We start from the raw sequence: 15,261 nt of genomic DNA on the forward strand, positions 1-15,261 counted from the left end.
ACGGGCGGTGAGCTGGGTTGTGCGGTCCACTCAGGTCTCCCCGAAGACATGCGGCCGACCAGTTCGGCAGTAGCTACCGTAGGGTTACGTCTATTTAACACGCAAAACTCAATATGTAATGCAGAGTTGGTGAGCGCAAGGGGTCCGTATGACCGGAACCACAGGGAGTAGCGGGATGGCGACACGAGCCGGGAGGACCGGGAGCCAGGCGAGTTCCGGCGACCTGCTGGAGCTGGTGCGCAGCGGGCGCGCGACCACGCGCGGGGCCTTGCAGCAGGTCACCGGGCTGTCGCGGGCCACGGTCGGGCAGCGGCTCGACCGGCTGTTCCGGGCCGGCTGGCTCCGTGAGGGCGCCGCGGGCCCGGTGGACTCACCGCTCGGCGGCCGCCCCTCGGTCAGCCTGGAGTTCGACGACTCACACGCCGTCGTCCTCACCGCCGACCTCGACACCCGGCACGCCCGCGCCGCCGTGCTGTCCCTGACCGGTGAGCTGCTGGCCGAGCACACGGGGTCGCTGCTGATCGAGGAGGGCCCGGACGCCGTCCTCGGCGAGCTCGGCCGCTGGTTCGCCGAGCTCCTGGAGAAGGCCGGGCATCAGGCGCACGAGGTGTGCGGCATCGGGCTCGCCGTGCCGGGGCCCGTGGACAGCGAGACCGGCCGTGTCGTCCAGCCGCCGATCATGCCCGGCTGGGACGGCTACGACATACGGGGCCGTCTCACCCGCGCCTTCACCGAGCACACGGGCGCCGGCGCCGTCCCGGTCCTCGTCGACAACGACGCCAACCTCATGGCGTACGGGGAACAGCGCACCGGCCACCCCGACTGCTCGGCGTTCGTGCTGGTGAAGGTCTCCACCGGTATCGGCGCCGGTGTGGTCGTCGGCGGTTCGATCTACCGGGGCATCGACGGCGGCGCCGGGGACATCGGGCACATCCGGGTCCCGGAGGGCGCCGACGCGCTGTGCAGATGCGGGTCGTTCGGGTGCCTCGCCGCCGTCGCGAGCGGTGGCGCGGTCGCGCGCCGGCTGGCGGAGACGGGCGTTCCGGCCGCGTCGGGCTCAGATGTGCGCGACCTGCTGGCCTCCGGGCATCCCGGCGCGGCCGCGCTCGCGAGGGAGGCCGGCCGGCATGTCGGTGACGTACTGGCGACCGTGGTGACGCTGCTCAACCCCGGCGTCCTGATGATCGCCGGAGACCTGGCCGGGACGGCGTTCCTGACCGGCGTCCGCGAGCTCCTCTACCAGCGGGCCCTGCCCCGCTCCACCGCCCACCTGGACGTCGTCACCTCGCGGCTCGGCGAGCGGGCGGGTCTGGTCGGGGCCGGTGCGATGGTCGTGGAGCATCTGTACGCGCCCGAACGGGTCGAGGAGCGGCTGCTGGCCATGGGCGTGTGACGGTGACTCGCTGGTCACCCGCCGGTCACTCGCCATGAGCGTGTGACGGTCACGTTTCCGTCTCCGTACCGGTCCGCATGGTGAAATCCGGGCGCCGGAAACTGCGTGATTCTCGCCACGCCTGATCGGGGTTTCGCTCAGATGAGCGGATCTTGAGCGGCTGCACTTCTCAAAGGGTGGCACTGAGTGCCACCCTTTGATCATTTACGGCGTGAACTCAGGCGTGCCGAGTGTCGCTCATGTGAGCGATATTCCGGGTCTGGGGGCGCTGGCGCGTTCAAGAGGTGAACGCTGTCGGGTCGCCCGGCTTACCTCTCCTTGACTTTCGATCTGCTGGCGGACGAGTGGTTACGGCCGTATGACGCGCAAGTGGACGTACCCAGGCGCCTTCGATCTGGGTATGTTCCCCGACGTCAGGGCAGCCACCGCGTCCTCGAGGAGTCGAGACCCGTGTCGGAAAACAAAGATCCCCACGTAGCTGAGACCGGCGACAGCGGCGTCGCGGGCGTGAAGTTCGTTTACGACTTCACCGAGGGCAACAAGGACCTCAAGGATCTCCTTGGTGGCAAGGGTGCCAACCTCGCTGAGATGACCAACCTCGGCCTCCCCGTCCCTCCCGGCTTCACCATCACCACCGAGGCCTGCAAGACCTACCTCGACAGTGGCGACGAGCCGGCGGCACTGCGTGACGAGGTGAGTGCACACCTCGACGCCCTCGAAGCGAAGATGGGCAAGAAGCTCGGTCAGGCCGACGACCCGCTCCTCGTCTCGGTCCGTTCCGGGGCGAAGTTCTCCATGCCGGGCATGATGGACACCGTCCTGAACATCGGCCTCTCCGACAAGTCCGTGCAGGGCCTCGCCAAGCAGGCCGGGGACGACCGCTTCGCGTGGGACTCGTACCGCAGGCTGATCCAGATGTTCGGCAAGACGGTCCTCGGCGTCGAGGGAGAGCTCTTCGAGGACGCGCTGGAGGCGGCCAAGGACGCCAAGAAGGTCACCGTCGACACGGACCTCGAAGCGGCCGACCTCAAGAAGCTCGTCACCAAGTTCAAGAAGATCGTCAAGACCGAGGCCGGGCGGGACTTCCCGCAGGACCCGCGCGAGCAGATGGACCTCGCCATCCACGCGGTCTTCGACTCCTGGAACACCGACCGGGCCAAGCTCTACCGCCGCCAGGAGCGCATCCCGGGCGACCTCGGCACGGCGGTCAACGTCTGCTCGATGGTCTTCGGCAACCTCGGCCCCGACTCCGGCACGGGTGTCGCCTTCACCCGCGACCCGGCCAGCGGCCACCAGGGCGTCTACGGCGACTACCTGCAGAACGCGCAGGGCGAGGACGTGGTCGCGGGCATCCGCAACACGGTCCCGCTCGCCGAGCTGGAGCAGATCGACAAGAAGTCGTACGACCAGCTCATGAAGATCATGGCGACGCTGGAGAACCACTACAAGGACCTCTGCGACATCGAGTTCACCATCGAGCGCGGGCAGCTGTGGATGCTCCAGACGCGGGTGGGCAAGAGGACGGCGGGCGCGGCCTTCCGTATCGCCACGCAGCTGGTGGACCAGGGGCTCATCGACGAGGCCGAGGCGCTCCAGCGCGTCAACGGCGCCCAGCTCGCCCAGCTGATGTTCCCGCGCTTCGACGACGAGGCGAAGGTGTCGCAGGTCGGCCGGGGCATCGCCGCCTCGCCGGGTGCGGCGGTCGGCAAGGCGGTCTTCGACTCGTACACGGCCGTGAAGTGGTCGCGTTCGGGCGAGAAGGTCATCCTGGTCCGCCGGGAGACGAATCCCGACGACCTGGACGGCATGATCGCGGCCGAGGGCATCCTCACCTCCCGCGGCGGCAAGACCTCCCACGCGGCCGTGGTCGCACGCGGCATGGGCAAGACCTGTGTGTGCGGCGCGGAGGAGCTGGAGGTCGACACCAAGCGGCGCCGGATGACGGTGCCGGGCGGACACGTGGTCGAAGAGGGCGACGTGATCTCGATCGACGGTTCGAGTGGCAAGGTGTACCTGGGCGAGGTCCCGGTCGTCCCGTCTCCCGTCGTGGAGTACTTCGAGGGCCGGATGCACGCGGGCGCCAACGACGCCGACGAACTGGTCGAGGCCGTGCACCGGATCATGGCGTTCGCCGACCGCAAGCGCCGCCTGCGGGTGCGCGCCAACGCGGACAACGCCGAGGACGCGCTGCGCGCCCGCCGCTTCGGCGCCCAGGGCATCGGTCTGTGCCGTACGGAGCACATGTTCCTCGGCGACCGTCGGGAGCTGGTCGAGCGCCTGATCCTCGCGGACACGGAGGCCGAGCGCGAGGAGTCGCTGAAGGCACTCCTGCCGCTCCAGAAGCAGGACTTCGTGGAGCTGTTCTCGGCCATGGACGGCCTTCCGGTCACCGTCCGCCTCCTGGACCCGCCGCTGCACGAGTTCCTGCCGGACATCACCGAGCTGTCGGTCCGCGTCGCGCTCGCCGAGTCCCGCAAGGACTCCAACGAGAACGACCTGCGGCTCCTCCAGGCCGTGCACCGCCTGCACGAGCAGAACCCGATGCTGGGTCTGCGCGGTGTACGCCTGGGTCTGGTGATCCCCGGTCTCTTCACCATGCAGGTACGGGCGATCGCCGAGGCCGTCGCCGAGCGGAAGGCCGCCAAGGCCGACCCGCGCGCGGAGATCATGATCCCGCTGGTGGGCACGGTCCAGGAGCTGGAGATCGTGCGCGAGGAGGCCGACCAGGTCATCGCGGAGGTCCAGGCCGCGACCGGTACGGACCTGAAGCTGTCCATCGGCACGATGATCGAGCTGCCGCGAGCCGCGCTGACCGCCGGTCAGATCGCGGAGGCGGCGGAGTTCTTCTCCTTCGGCACGAACGACCTGACCCAGACGGTGTGGGGCTTCAGCCGGGACGACGTGGAGGCCTCGTTCTTCACCGCCTACCTGGAGAAGGGCATCTTCGGCGTCAGCCCCTTCGAGACGATCGACCGCGACGGCGTGGGCTCCCTGGTCAAGTCCGCGGTGAAGGCCGGCCGCGAGACCCGGCCCGACCTGAAGCTCGGCGTCTGCGGCGAGCACGGCGGCGACCCGGAGTCGGTCCACTTCTTCCACGAGGTGGGACTCGACTACGTGTCCTGTTCCCCGTTCCGGATTCCGGTGGCACGGCTGGAGGCGGGGCGGGCGGCGTCGTCTTCGCAGGGGAGTGACCACCGGTAGGGCGGGGCTGAATGGCTCCGGCCCACCTGCGGGCCGGACTGTAGAACTCCGGGGCTGTAGTCCGCCATCCCACCCTCACCGGTGGATCGCGGCCCCGGCGCACGAAAGACGAAGGGGCGGCACCTTGTGCGGAGGTGCCGCCCCTTCGGGCATCATCTGCGGAGACTGTCAAGCAATGCTGCTGACCAGGAAAAATGCCGTTTGCTGGCGTTGGTTGCTGCTGAACGCGCGGGAAGGTGTTGTGCCCTCCAGGTGCGGCCCGGTCCCGTCGCGCTCCGTCATCAGAAAGGCCTCCGCCCTGATTCGGAACCTTCCAGGGAGGGTCCATGGTTTTGCGAGGTCAGGCGGTGGAGGTGCGAGATTCGAACTCGTGAGGGGTTGCCCCCAACACGCTTTCCAACTCTGCTGGTTTCTGTTCCTGGTGGTTCAGGCCCGTTCAGATCCTGAGTGTCGCCTTCTGCCGACACGGCCCTGAACGGGCGTGAACTTCTACGGATGAGACTGATCGGCGGTGTCAGGGGCGCCATCACAGTCACGCCAGAGGCTCATACGCGAGCTCCTTCGACTCATGTCAGCAGCTGTCGGTTGCGCCCCTCGATGCGAACTATGGGCAGTGCGGTCGCTGAGGTCTGCTGGGCTGGTCAGCCAAGCTGCGGAGAACGCCAATGGCTGCTAACCGTCGGGGAGGTTGCTGTACTTCGCTGCGGTACAGCAGTCACCACTTCCGAGAGGTATTAACGTTCGGGTCCGGTGATCTTCCTGCTGCCCGGAACTGATGCCAGGCACCGGCACCGTCCACGAAGACGCCGATCCCAAGTGCCTCGCAGATGTTGAGAGCACTCTCAAAGCACTGTTCTCCGCTCAACCCGTCCGCCCCTTCGTCGACGACGCGGCGGATCTCTGCGCAAAGCTTGTCGAACTGATTGACATCGATGGTCGGCCGCTGCTCGCTCATAGTTGCCTCACATGTTCTGTCCTCTGTTCCCCGTGGCGCCCCCTACGGTCCCACGTATGCGGACACGTAGGGGGCCCGTGGGCTATCCCTCGTTACGCTCGATGAGGTGTGCTCGCTCCTTACGGATACTCATCACCTTGCGCTTCGCCTCATCGAGGAAGTGCACATACTCGCCCTCGACTACGTAGGAGTGGGCATGGACCTGATGCTCTTGGCCGCCAGGCACATCATGGTTGATCCAGAAGTGAGCCACCGAGATCAGCCCTTCGGGGGGTGCGGGTCGTTGCCCGGGCTGATGGTGCGCTGATCCCGGACGCGACCGTCCGTGCCATGGATGCGGAGCTCCCCGCCCCCGTCGTTCGTGAGGATCTGAGATCCGCGCTGGACGGCCTCGGCCTGGGTGCCGGTTACCGCGCTGGCACGCTCAGATCCCGGCTTGGTGACGGCCCACGTTCCGTCGTCGCGACGTACCACATCGCGGGAGTTCGCCTGTCCGGACATTAAATTTCCGTTTCCGAGGCGGACTGCCTGACCCCCCACCTTGGAGTCAAGGAGGGGAAGTTGTAGGGTCCCAGAGCGCGACCAACGCACTAGGCCTCACGCGGCAGCCCGACCTCAAGTCGAGCCCCGAGTGGGGCCTGCTTGGGTTTGACGATCTAAGTGAAGCACCTCAGACGGACCATCAGCAACTGTCGAAGTTGACGGCGCACCACTACCAGTTGTGCTACTCGCAGGTAGCAACCCCTATATGTAGTAGTGGAGTTGGCTCTAAGGCGAATCTCTCAGGATACCCGGCACCACTGACAGTCGGGCGCCCTGAGCCATGTCGAGGTCGGCGGAGCGACTTTGGCCGGGAGCTGCTTTGGGGCGAGTGATCATGGCCCCGTAAGCTCATCGCGAGTCGGGCAGTCTGTGGACCTGCCCGTAAAGCACGACGTTGGGGCCATGATCTTCGAGGCTCGCCCCAAAGTGGCTGGCTAAAGTCGTGGAGCCGACCGCCCCAGCCACGGGGCAACGGCCACGGTAGCGAGGTAGCCCGCGGGGAACCGCCGCCGCGATCCGGCCTCTTCGGTAACACAAAGCGTCTGTGGCCTGCTGTGCGGCAATCCCCTGTACCTGATGGCCCGGTGCTGGGTTCTTGGCCGCTGAGTGGTGGCGACGGGCGACGGTGCGCGGCCGGTGGCGGAGACATGGAGGCGGCGCGGCGGCGACCGGCCGGCGCCGCCGCGCGTGCGCGGCCCTCGGTCCTTGGATCGATCCCTACTTCGTTGGGCGGCGCGGGTCTAATGGTCTTGATGGGGTGTCTCGTGCTTCGTGCGCCTTGTGGTCCTACGGTTGCTGACGGGTTCTCCATCTCTAGGTCGGATCGCGGCGGCGGTTCCCCGCAGCACTTCCGCGTCACCGGGGCAAGAGTCCCAGGTAGTTGGGCGGTTGGCGCTCGCGGCCGAGCAGTCGGCCGCGAGCGGAGCGAGCCTTGATGGCGTAGGGAAAGCCTGATCGACCAGGGCGGTGACGGTTTCAAGACCGCCGTGCATGGACATCCCTCGCGGGCTCTGATCTGGCAAAACGCTGAATCGACTCGCCCTTCACTGTCCCATGACCCACTGGCACCTGATCCGTAGGCGGGTGCCCCGCGCTTCTGGGAGAAGGTTGGCAGTCACTGCGACGCGGCCCCGGCACCTTCGCCAGGCCGCCGTCCGTCGACGTCAGCCGGTGTACGCCAGGGTTGATGTCAGTCGTTGGCGTCACCCGCTGAGCCGGCCAACATCTGCACTCGGGACTCAGCCTTTGAGAGCCGTGATCATCGCAGCTACCGCAGCCAGTAGCCCAGCCACCGCTGCGATCCCGGCAAGCCAGAGGTCAATCCGCCCACGCCTAGCTTCGGTAGGCTCCACGTCTAGGGTCCCGTCAATCTTCGCCACGGCGGTACTCCATCCTTTCTGCCAGGCCATCCTTGCCTGGCAGTACGAGGTGAGCCCCGCCCCCACCGGTGAAGCGGAGGGGACGGGGCGGCGTTCCATCTGAGTGAAGCTGTCCGGATGGCACGGCACCAACTCGGTGGACAGTCCCGGCATTTCCCGGACAGCAGTTACCCCTTTGACCTAGGCTTCTCCACCGTCGCACGGACACTGACGGACAGCCCCGGACACCATCGGACGCTTCCGGACGATCACGGACGCAGGCCTGGGGGGGGGCAGTGACTAATAGTTTGGCCAGACAGCTACGCGACTTGCGACTGCGGGCAGGAAACCCATCCTTTAGGGAAATCGAGCGCCTAATGGAAGGGCAAGGAAGACGTCACCGCATGGCTCGCTCAACAATCCAGGAGAAGCTTTCCGGGAAAAGTCCAGCAAAGCTCCAACAGATACTTTCCCTGGTAGCAGCAATTGCTGAGTATGGAAGAGCCAACGGAACTCCTCTATCCCCCCAGGAGATAGATGAAAACTCATGGCGCGCGAAATTTGTTGCTACGAGTGGAAAGCACACATCATCACCCCAAGGGGTCTCCGCCCTCGCAGAGTCACCGGATAAAATTGATGTGCAAAAGTGGGACCTGGAACCACTCCAGCGCGCTGGCATGACAGATCTGGTCGACCTGATTGCGCAATCTGAGGGTGCTCCGACACACACCTGGCTCCCGCACGTCGCAAGTGAAATGCGCCAGGCGGAGATGTCATGTGAAGGTCTCATGAAATGGGCTGCGCAGAACCATCCACTAGATGTGGTGCAATGCGTTAGTGCTCTCGATGAGATCTTCCCACTACCAGAATCTGGTACAAGCCCTTGGGGAGTTTGGTCTGCAGACAATTCTGCGACCATCATGACGCTACTGAGGTACACCGCCAGACATCATGGCACTCGCTCCGCACCAATTGTCGTTGTCGGATTACGGCGATCCAAGGTCGGAGAATACGTTGAAAGATTCCTCAGGCAGGTTGCCTGGTGGCATCTTGCTCCAAATATCCAAGTGGCGGTCGAAAACCTAAAAGCCGCCGAGCTGACTACAGATGCCATGAGTATGTTGAGGCAACTCGGCAGCTCTCGCCAAGAGGACCGCATCATGGAGGTGGTGAGACATTTCGATGAAATTGGAGAGATTCAAGAAAGAGACGCCATCCTGAGGGGTATGGCGACGGATACCATTCGCTTCATGGCAGGAATTCGCGCAACACTCCACGAATCGATGCAGGAAATACTAATCGACGCAGTGCCCTCGGATAAAAGATCCCAGTATGCGGAAAAGCTAAACGCCGCAGGGCACGAAAGTATCGCTCTGCAGATCCCGCCACCACCACCGCCGCCGCCCTCGTCTGGTTTCAGTGATGAGCCGCCCTTTTAGCCAAAAGCCTGCGAATGCCTCAACCTCCCGAACTTGCCGGATCAACTCGCTTGTGCCCCCTCTGAAGGGTTGAGAAGACTTCAGACCATTCGCCATCTCGTATTCCGTGACAAGGCGGGTGCAGCCAGATGTCAGCTCTCGCCGGCCAGGCGGCACACGAGTGTTCCACCCGCTCGCGGACCCAGTTGGAGCGTGGGGTTGTACGCCGGTGTGCATGCTCGTTGCTGTCAGGCGCTGATGTCTTTCAGCGTTGCCGCTCCAGAGTGAGGACCGCTGCTGCGATTGACGTCATTCGATTCGGGCTGCACCGCGCTCTGCGGAAGATCCGCCAGGACTTCAGACGGGCGACTCCACTCTCGACCGGGCCCGCGCCCTCGACAGCGCCCGGTTGACGGTCTGTTGGGTGAGCGTCAGCTCGCCTCCCGCAGGCCGTCTGGCCGGTGTGGTCACCCACGCGCCGGCACCGATGTAAGCGCGATCGGCCAGGATCGGAACCCCCTGGCGCTCGCAGATCCTGATGATCCGATGGGCCCGGGCCGCGGTCAGGTCATGGCAGCGCCCCGGCAGGGCCGGCGACAACCACAGCACCTCGCCGTGAGGGTCCGTGACCACCTGCACGTTCACCCCATGCCGACGGTGCTTGGCCGAGTAGTCGGCGCGGCCGTCGCCGAGGCGGTCGCACTCAGCCAGGGTGCCGTCGAGCAGAACGAACTCGGGATCCGCCTCGCGCAGAGCGCGCAGCAGACCGGGCGCGCGGGCGGCCAGGAGATCGATGACCGCGGTGGTGTAGGCGTGCGCGGTGCCGACCGAGATGCCGAACCCGGCGGCGATCTGCGCAAAGGACTCGTGCTTGCGTAGGTACACCAGAGCGACCAGGGCACGCCGGTGCGGCGGGAGCTTGCAACGGCGATCACCCTCGCGGGTGACGATGAGCATCGTGACCCACTCGACCAGCGCATGGGGCAGGTCGAGTGCGGCAGGATGAGGGACCAACAGGGCTCCTGCGCCGATGGGTTGAGAATTCGAACACCTCCCTCAACGGCACGGGAGCCTTGTGCGTTGTGGCCACGGTTCCGGTCACCCGATCGGTGGCCATGCTGAAAGACCTCACTGAATAGCCCTGAGCAGCGCCGAAGGCAATGGGTGAGTCTGCGAGAACCAGATGGTCAAGGACCCCTTGTCCATGCCGCAGGATCGCGACTGTGGCCGACGGCGTGCCAGGGTTGCTGAGATCGCACTCGGGGTGAATCATCGCCACGTGTTCGAGGACGTCCGCCAAGCAGTTTGTGAGCGGCAGATCTGGATCTGCCAGAGTGGAAACGAGCTGACTCCCAATGTGTGCGACGTACCACGGGATGCCGTGGAGGCACCCTGTAGCCAGGCCCTTGGTACTGAGGCCGTCGAGCACGACAGCAAGCGCAGGTGTGCCGGCCACCCAATCTTCGTTCGGGTTGGCTCTCCCGGGGTGTGTATCAATGGAGACGCGCATGATCAGCCCTCGTGTCGGTACAGCGGGGTGCCACGTCGACTCTCCAGCACATCGAGCGTCTCGGGGTCGTAACGGCACGAAATGACTGTCGAGAAGTGGCGAGTGTGGACCTCTCTGTACAGCTCGGCAAGGTTGTTCTCCAGGAAGTGAACGACTCCATTCGCACCTATGGCATGGATTCCGGCGACGTACAGGAACGTCCCACGACCGTCCAGGTGAGGGAGTCGCCCGAGATAGCCGAAGTCATCCGCTGAACCGTCCTCATCCATCGGTGACCGGTACTCCTTCCCGGCTTGCTGATTCACCAAGTGCCAGGCTCGATCCTTCTCGAACCGCAGGGAGTTTGTTGGCCAAGCCACAGGCATGGAGAGGCTCAAACACGCGGGGGTGCAGAGCGATCGGTCCAGTGTTCCTTCTGTGGCACGGACACCCGCACGTCGCCGGACGACCGCCCTCATTCCTAACCGGATTGGGGATTCAGCGCCGGGTGCGGGGCCCGCTGCGGCAAGTCCCGCCACGCGTCCCAGATCTCCTGGGCCACCGGGCACCGCCTATTGCCGTAGTCGCAGTCCTCGCAATCCATGGAGTGGTCCATGTAGGCGCGGAACTTCCTCTGCTTGGGGGTGAATTCGGCGCGGTTCATGACGTGCCGCTGTGGTCGGGGTGGTTGCGCATCTCGACTTCGCAGGTCGTCGCGGCCTTCGTGTTCCCGCGCCGTTCGTACCCCGCGCGCTGCTCCTCTAGGGCAGCACACACGTCGCAGCCAGCAGCTGGCCTTGGCGGCCGGGTGGGATCCGGCAGTGTGATGGGTGGCTCCTGCGTCGTCTGCTGTAAGGCGTTCACCTTGGGGTTCCCTTCGTCGTTCCCTCTCACTTCGAGGAAACTCCGGCATCGCTGCCAAGGGCGGACGTGCGCGCGGACGTTCCGCCGGACTTTCCGAGGGCGGACGGACTTTCCGTACGTGGCTCAGCCGCTACGGTTGGATTCGGAGGCAACCGGGGGTGCGAAGTGGACCAGGAGCAGACGCCGTTCGCGCGCGAGTGCGCGTCGCGCGGGTGGGACAGGCCTGCTGCCTTCCTCCGTGCGTTCGATTCGACGGCCGGTCTGGTGGGCGAGCAGGTGGCGGTCACTGACCGGCAGTTCCGGCGCTGGCGGCTCCCGAACCCTCCTCGGCCCCGGCCGCGGGCATGGCGCGTGCTGCACGCGATGTTCGGCATGAGCCCGCTGGACCTGGGATTCCCCGGGCCGGAACCCGGTGCGACGGTGGAGGCGTCACTGGAATACGTGGAGGGGGTGAGCGTGGATCGCCGCGCCTTCGTCGCTGACACATTCGGCGCCGCCGTCGGCCTCGCCCTGGGATCGGCCGAGGCTGTCGGTACCACGCACATCATGGAGCTCCGCGAGGGCCTGCGCTCCCTCTACACCCTCGACGACGCGTACGGCGGCGGCGATGTCCGGTCCCTCGCCGTACGACATCTCAGACGCGTCCGGAGGGTCATCAACACCGGCAGCTACCCGGACACCATCGGCCGTCAACTCCAGCTCCTCGCAGGGGAAACCGCCGAGCACTGCGCGTGGCTGTACTACGACGCCGACGAGCAGGACACCGCTCGCCGCTACTGAGGTGAGGCGCTGACGACCGCGACCATGCTCCGGGATGAAGGTCTCGAAGTGCTCGTACTCGCGGCCTTGAGCATGCAGGCCAGTTTCGAGGGCCGCCCGCGCGACGGGTACGACCTGGCCCGCGCGGCGCACCAGCGTGCGGTGAGCCTCGGTTCGCCCACGCTGCTGTCACTGATCGCTTCTCGTGAGGCCCGTGCCCTGACCCTGATGAAGGACCAGGGAAGCGCCCGCAAGCGACTCGCCGACTCCATGCGCATGGTGGAGCGCACCGACCGCGGACGGCCGGCCCCTGAGTGGGCCGCGTTCCACGGACACGCCGAACTCGACTACGCCCACGGGCTCCTTTACACGGAGAGCGGGCACCCCAAGGCAGCCGTGCCGTTCCTGCATGCGGCCCTTGCCCACCAGCACCGCACGTACGGCCGCAACCGCGCCCTGTACCGGCTCACCCTCGCCCGCGGCCTGGTGCAGGCCGGCGAGGTCGACGAAGGGGCCGCCGAAGCGGTGGGCAGTCTGGAGCACCTGGAGGAGGTGGAGTCCGGCCGCGTGATGCGGAAGCTGACCGAAGTGCACCGCCTCCTTGCCACGGTGGACGCCACCAGCGCCCGCGCGGCGGCCGGGGAACTGACCGAGTACACCCAGCAGAAGGGAAGCGGCGGATGGCCGAGGTGACGTACGAGCTGTACGAGGGGCCGGACGCGGCGGGGCAGCTCGATGTGTTCCTCCCGGCGTACGAGGAGGTGTACGCCGATCCTCCGTACAACGAAGGGCCGCGAGACGTCGCCGAGTTCATCGAGAGGTACCCGCAGCAGATCCGTACGCGGCCGGGCTTCCGGCTCCTCCTCGCCCGTGACGGCAGCGAGGTGGTCGGGTTCACGTACGGCTACCGGCTTCCGGCGGATACCAGTTGGTGGGGCAACCTGCTTGAGCCAGTGCCTCAGGACTTCACCGGCGAGACAGGTGAGCGGACGTTCGCGGTCATCGAGATGGCCGTGCGCAAGCCGTGGCGCCGTCAGGGGATCGCGGCCGGACTGCATGCGCGGCTCATCGAGGGCCTGGCGGTGGAAAGGGTGACGCTGACGGTGCGCCCGGAGCCCGAAGCAGCGCCGGCGCGGTCGGCGTATGTGGCGTGGGGGTACCGGGAGGTGGGGCGGTCCCACCCGGGGGAGGAGGGCCCGTTCTACGACGCCATGGTGTTGGACCTGCGCTGAACAACGGCAGCGCCCGGCTGCCCTGGGGGACGGCCGGGCGCTCGCCCCGTCGTTGTCCTGCCGTGACGGGCCGCCTTCCCCTGTGCGGTCAGCGGGAGTTGGCGCGCCTGCGCACCGTGAACAGCACACCGCCTCCCGCGAGGAGGACGGCCGCTCCGCCGCCCGCGATGTACGCCGTGGCGGCGCTGCCGCCGGTCTCCGCCAGGTCGGTGTTCTTCTCCCCGGTGTCGGAGGCAGTGTTCTCGGTGCCCTCGTCGTCCTTGCCCTGGTCCTCCGCGGGGACGAAGTCCGAGGGAGGCTGGTCGCAGCCGATGCCGTCCTGGTCGCGGTCCAGGTCGTTGGCGTAGTGCTGCGTGTCGCTCCTGGGGATGTCGGAGAACCCGTTCTCGTACGCCTCGGTGCAGTTCTTGAACGGGTGGTTGCCGTCGTGGGCCTGGGCGGTGGTGGCCGACAGGGCGGTGAGCGCCAGTGCGGCGACGGCAACGGCGGCGGGCTTGCGGAGCAACTTCACGAGAGCACCTCAGATTTGGGTCGTTATCCGTACGCATGATCACGGAGGACGATCAGTCGGATTTGAGGTGACGAAAGTATTAGGGGGCTGGTGGTGCGGTGGCGGAATGACGGACCCGTGATGCGAACGTGACGTGACCGGACGGTAGCTCTCCGCTCATGGGTCCGTCATCTGTAAACCCGGTCCGCGTGTGCGTTCGGACCGGGCTCGCGTGCTTGCCGGTGTCGCGGAGGGGCGGCTACGAGCGGAACGGCCCTCTCACCTCGTACGTGATGCCGCCCGACGAGCTGCCGCTGGTGCCGCGCTGGCTGGAGAAGTAGAGGCGGGTTCCGTCGGGGGAGAAGGCGGGCCCGGTGATCTCCGAGCCGGACTGGCCGTCGATGCGCAGGAACGGGGCGATCACGTCGTTCGGTGTGATGACGCAGATCTCCATGTTGCCGCCGTCCTCCGCGACGAACAGGTCGCCCGAGGAACTGCCGGTGATGTTGTCGACGCCGGTCAGCGGTGCCGTACCGGAGATCACGAGCGAGTCGTCGTACGCCAACTCGTATGTGTTGGTGGTGAGGTTGAGCTGCCAGACGCGGTTGTCGCCCTTGGTGGTGAACCAGACCGTGTCGTCGGCGTAGTGGCAGCCCTCGCCGCCGTTGAACTTCTTCGAGCCGGAGACCTGCGTACGGGTCGTGGTGGGGGAGCCGTCCGGGTCGGGCACGTTCGCCCAGGTGAAGGAGCCGGAGGTGGCCGTCCCGGCGACGAGGACCTGGAGCGTGCCGGCCGACAGGTTGCCCCAACTCGTGGGCACGAAGCGGTAGAAGCAGCCGTTCGTCTCGTCCTCCGTCAGGTAGACGACCTTGCGCACCGGGTCGGCCGCCGCCGCCTCGTGCTTGAAGCGGCCCATCGCGTCCCGGCGCACGGCCGCGTTCACGCCCCACGGGTCCGTCTCGTAGACGTAGCCGAGGGACACCTCCTCGCAGGAGAGCCACGTGTTCCACGGGGTCTTGCCGCCCGCGCAGTTCTGCCGGGTGCCGGACAGCACGCGGTATGCGCCCGTGACCGCGCCCGCCGACGAGAACTTCACCGCGCTCGCGCCGCCGGAGGGGTTGATCTCCGAGTTGGATACGTAGATCCAGCCGCTGCCGTCGGCGTAACAGGCCCCGCCGTCAGGGGCGTTGTGCCAGGTGTAGGAGGTGCCGGCGACCGTCTGGCCGGACCTGGCTATCACCCGGCTGGTGAAGCCGCTCGGCAGCCTGACGCCGTTCGCGTCCGCCGCGCCGAGTGCCCCGTACGGGCCGACGCCGGGCTGGGCGGGTGCGGCGTACGCGGCGCCGCGCCACAGAGTTCCGCCGAAGACGGCGGACGAACCGCCGAGGACGGCCGCGCGCAGGAGGGTACGACGTTCCACTGTCGCTCCAAGGGGGTGCTGTGACCGCCCCGTCCGCCGGTCGGCGACGGGGTCGCGCACCGCCGGAGCCTAGGAGTGCGGGGTGGACGCGCCATGGCCAGGCGGTGACGTGTACGCGTCACTGACTGTTGTGCCCCGT

The 15,261-nt window shown here is 66.6% G+C and carries 11 protein-coding genes and 1 pseudogene; 6 read left to right on the plus strand and 6 right to left on the minus strand.

Annotated elements, in window-relative coordinates; genetic code table 11:
• Window positions 1-175 precede the first annotated feature (175 nt).
• Both ACZ5VQ_RS16210 and ppdK read left to right on the plus strand, forming a co-directional pair.
• Entirely contained in the window at window positions 176-1,393 is a 1,218-nt protein-coding gene (locus ACZ5VQ_RS16210) for an ROK family protein (RefSeq protein ID WP_469105417.1), read from the plus strand.
• 450 nt (window positions 1,394-1,843) lie between these two features.
• On the plus strand, window positions 1,844-4,594 hold the full coding sequence (gene ppdK, locus ACZ5VQ_RS16215) for a pyruvate, phosphate dikinase (protein WP_469105418.1): 2,751 nt from the start codon (window positions 1,844-1,846) through the stop codon (window positions 4,592-4,594).
• Window positions 4,595-5,309: 715 nt separating this feature from the next.
• Here ppdK and ACZ5VQ_RS16220 read toward each other — a convergent pair.
• Entirely contained in the window at window positions 5,310-5,549 is a 240-nt protein-coding gene (locus ACZ5VQ_RS16220) for a hypothetical protein (RefSeq protein ID WP_469105419.1), read from the minus strand.
• Between the two features lie 258 nt (window positions 5,550-5,807).
• Window positions 5,808-6,050, minus strand: a complete 243-nt coding sequence (locus ACZ5VQ_RS16225) for a DUF2188 domain-containing protein (protein ID WP_469105420.1) — start codon at window positions 6,048-6,050, stop codon at window positions 5,808-5,810.
• Between the two features lie 1,804 nt (window positions 6,051-7,854).
• Between ACZ5VQ_RS16225 and ACZ5VQ_RS16230 the strand changes: the two genes are divergently transcribed.
• Window positions 7,855-8,889 (plus strand): hypothetical protein, encoded by a 1,035-nt coding sequence (locus ACZ5VQ_RS16230; RefSeq protein WP_469105421.1) that lies wholly within the window; start codon window positions 7,855-7,857, stop codon window positions 8,887-8,889.
• Window positions 8,890-9,133: 244 nt separating this feature from the next.
• On the opposite strand, the pseudogene ACZ5VQ_RS16235 reads toward ACZ5VQ_RS16230, so the two are convergent.
• A pseudogene (locus ACZ5VQ_RS16235) lies at window positions 9,134-9,882 on the minus strand (transposase).
• A 498-nt stretch (window positions 9,883-10,380) separates the two neighbouring features.
• The gene (locus ACZ5VQ_RS16240) at window positions 10,381-10,647 is read right to left on the minus strand and encodes a hypothetical protein (protein WP_469105422.1); all 267 of its coding nucleotides are present in this window, start codon (window positions 10,645-10,647) and stop codon (window positions 10,381-10,383) included.
• Window positions 10,648-11,386: 739 nt separating this feature from the next.
• On the opposite strand from ACZ5VQ_RS16240, the gene ACZ5VQ_RS16245 reads away from it, so the two are divergent.
• From ACZ5VQ_RS16245 to ACZ5VQ_RS16255, 3 genes are read left to right on the plus strand one after another with little or no spacing between them, the layout of a single operon-like run.
• Window positions 11,387-12,001: a hypothetical protein gene (locus ACZ5VQ_RS16245; RefSeq protein WP_469105423.1), complete on the plus strand. Its 615-nt coding sequence runs from the start codon at window positions 11,387-11,389 to the stop codon at window positions 11,999-12,001.
• Between the two features lie 24 nt (window positions 12,002-12,025).
• Entirely contained in the window at window positions 12,026-12,673 is a 648-nt protein-coding gene (locus tag ACZ5VQ_RS16250; RefSeq protein WP_469105424.1) for a hypothetical protein, read from the plus strand.
• Window positions 12,661-13,212: a GNAT family N-acetyltransferase gene (locus tag ACZ5VQ_RS16255; protein ID WP_469105425.1), complete on the plus strand. Its 552-nt coding sequence runs from the start codon at window positions 12,661-12,663 to the stop codon at window positions 13,210-13,212. The genes ACZ5VQ_RS16250 and ACZ5VQ_RS16255 overlap by 13 nt, the downstream gene beginning before the upstream one ends.
• An 88-nt stretch (window positions 13,213-13,300) precedes the next feature.
• On the opposite strand, the gene ACZ5VQ_RS16260 is transcribed toward ACZ5VQ_RS16255, so the two are convergent.
• Window positions 13,301-13,723 (minus strand): LAETG motif-containing sortase-dependent surface protein, encoded by a 423-nt coding sequence (locus ACZ5VQ_RS16260; protein ID WP_469105426.1) that lies wholly within the window; start codon window positions 13,721-13,723, stop codon window positions 13,301-13,303.
• A 238-nt stretch (window positions 13,724-13,961) separates the two neighbouring features.
• A complete protein-coding gene (locus tag ACZ5VQ_RS16265) occupies window positions 13,962-15,122 on the minus strand; it encodes an alkaline phosphatase PhoX (RefSeq protein WP_469105427.1) in 1,161 nt (386 codons plus the stop codon).
• Window positions 15,123-15,261 lie beyond the last annotated feature (139 nt).

It is taken from the genome of Streptomyces sp. NPDC033178, from assembly GCF_055577685.1.

Coding starts and splice junctions, on each gene's coding strand:
- ACZ5VQ_RS16210 (WP_469105417.1), top strand. CDS start 176: ATGGCGACACGAGCCGGGAGGACCGGGAGCCAGGCGAGTTCCGGCGAC.
- ACZ5VQ_RS16220 (WP_469105419.1), bottom strand. CDS start 5,549: ATGAGCGAGCAGCGGCCGACCATCGATGTCAATCAGTTCGACAAGCTT.
- ACZ5VQ_RS16225 (WP_469105420.1), bottom strand. CDS start 6,050: ATGTCCGGACAGGCGAACTCCCGCGATGTGGTACGTCGCGACGACGGA.
- ACZ5VQ_RS16230 (WP_469105421.1), top strand. CDS start 7,855: ATGGCTCGCTCAACAATCCAGGAGAAGCTTTCCGGGAAAAGTCCAGCA.
- ACZ5VQ_RS16240 (WP_469105422.1), bottom strand. CDS start 10,647: ATGGATGAGGACGGTTCAGCGGATGACTTCGGCTATCTCGGGCGACTC.
- ACZ5VQ_RS16250 (WP_469105424.1), top strand. CDS start 12,026: ATGCTCCGGGATGAAGGTCTCGAAGTGCTCGTACTCGCGGCCTTGAGC.
- ACZ5VQ_RS16255 (WP_469105425.1), top strand. CDS start 12,661: ATGGCCGAGGTGACGTACGAGCTGTACGAGGGGCCGGACGCGGCGGGG.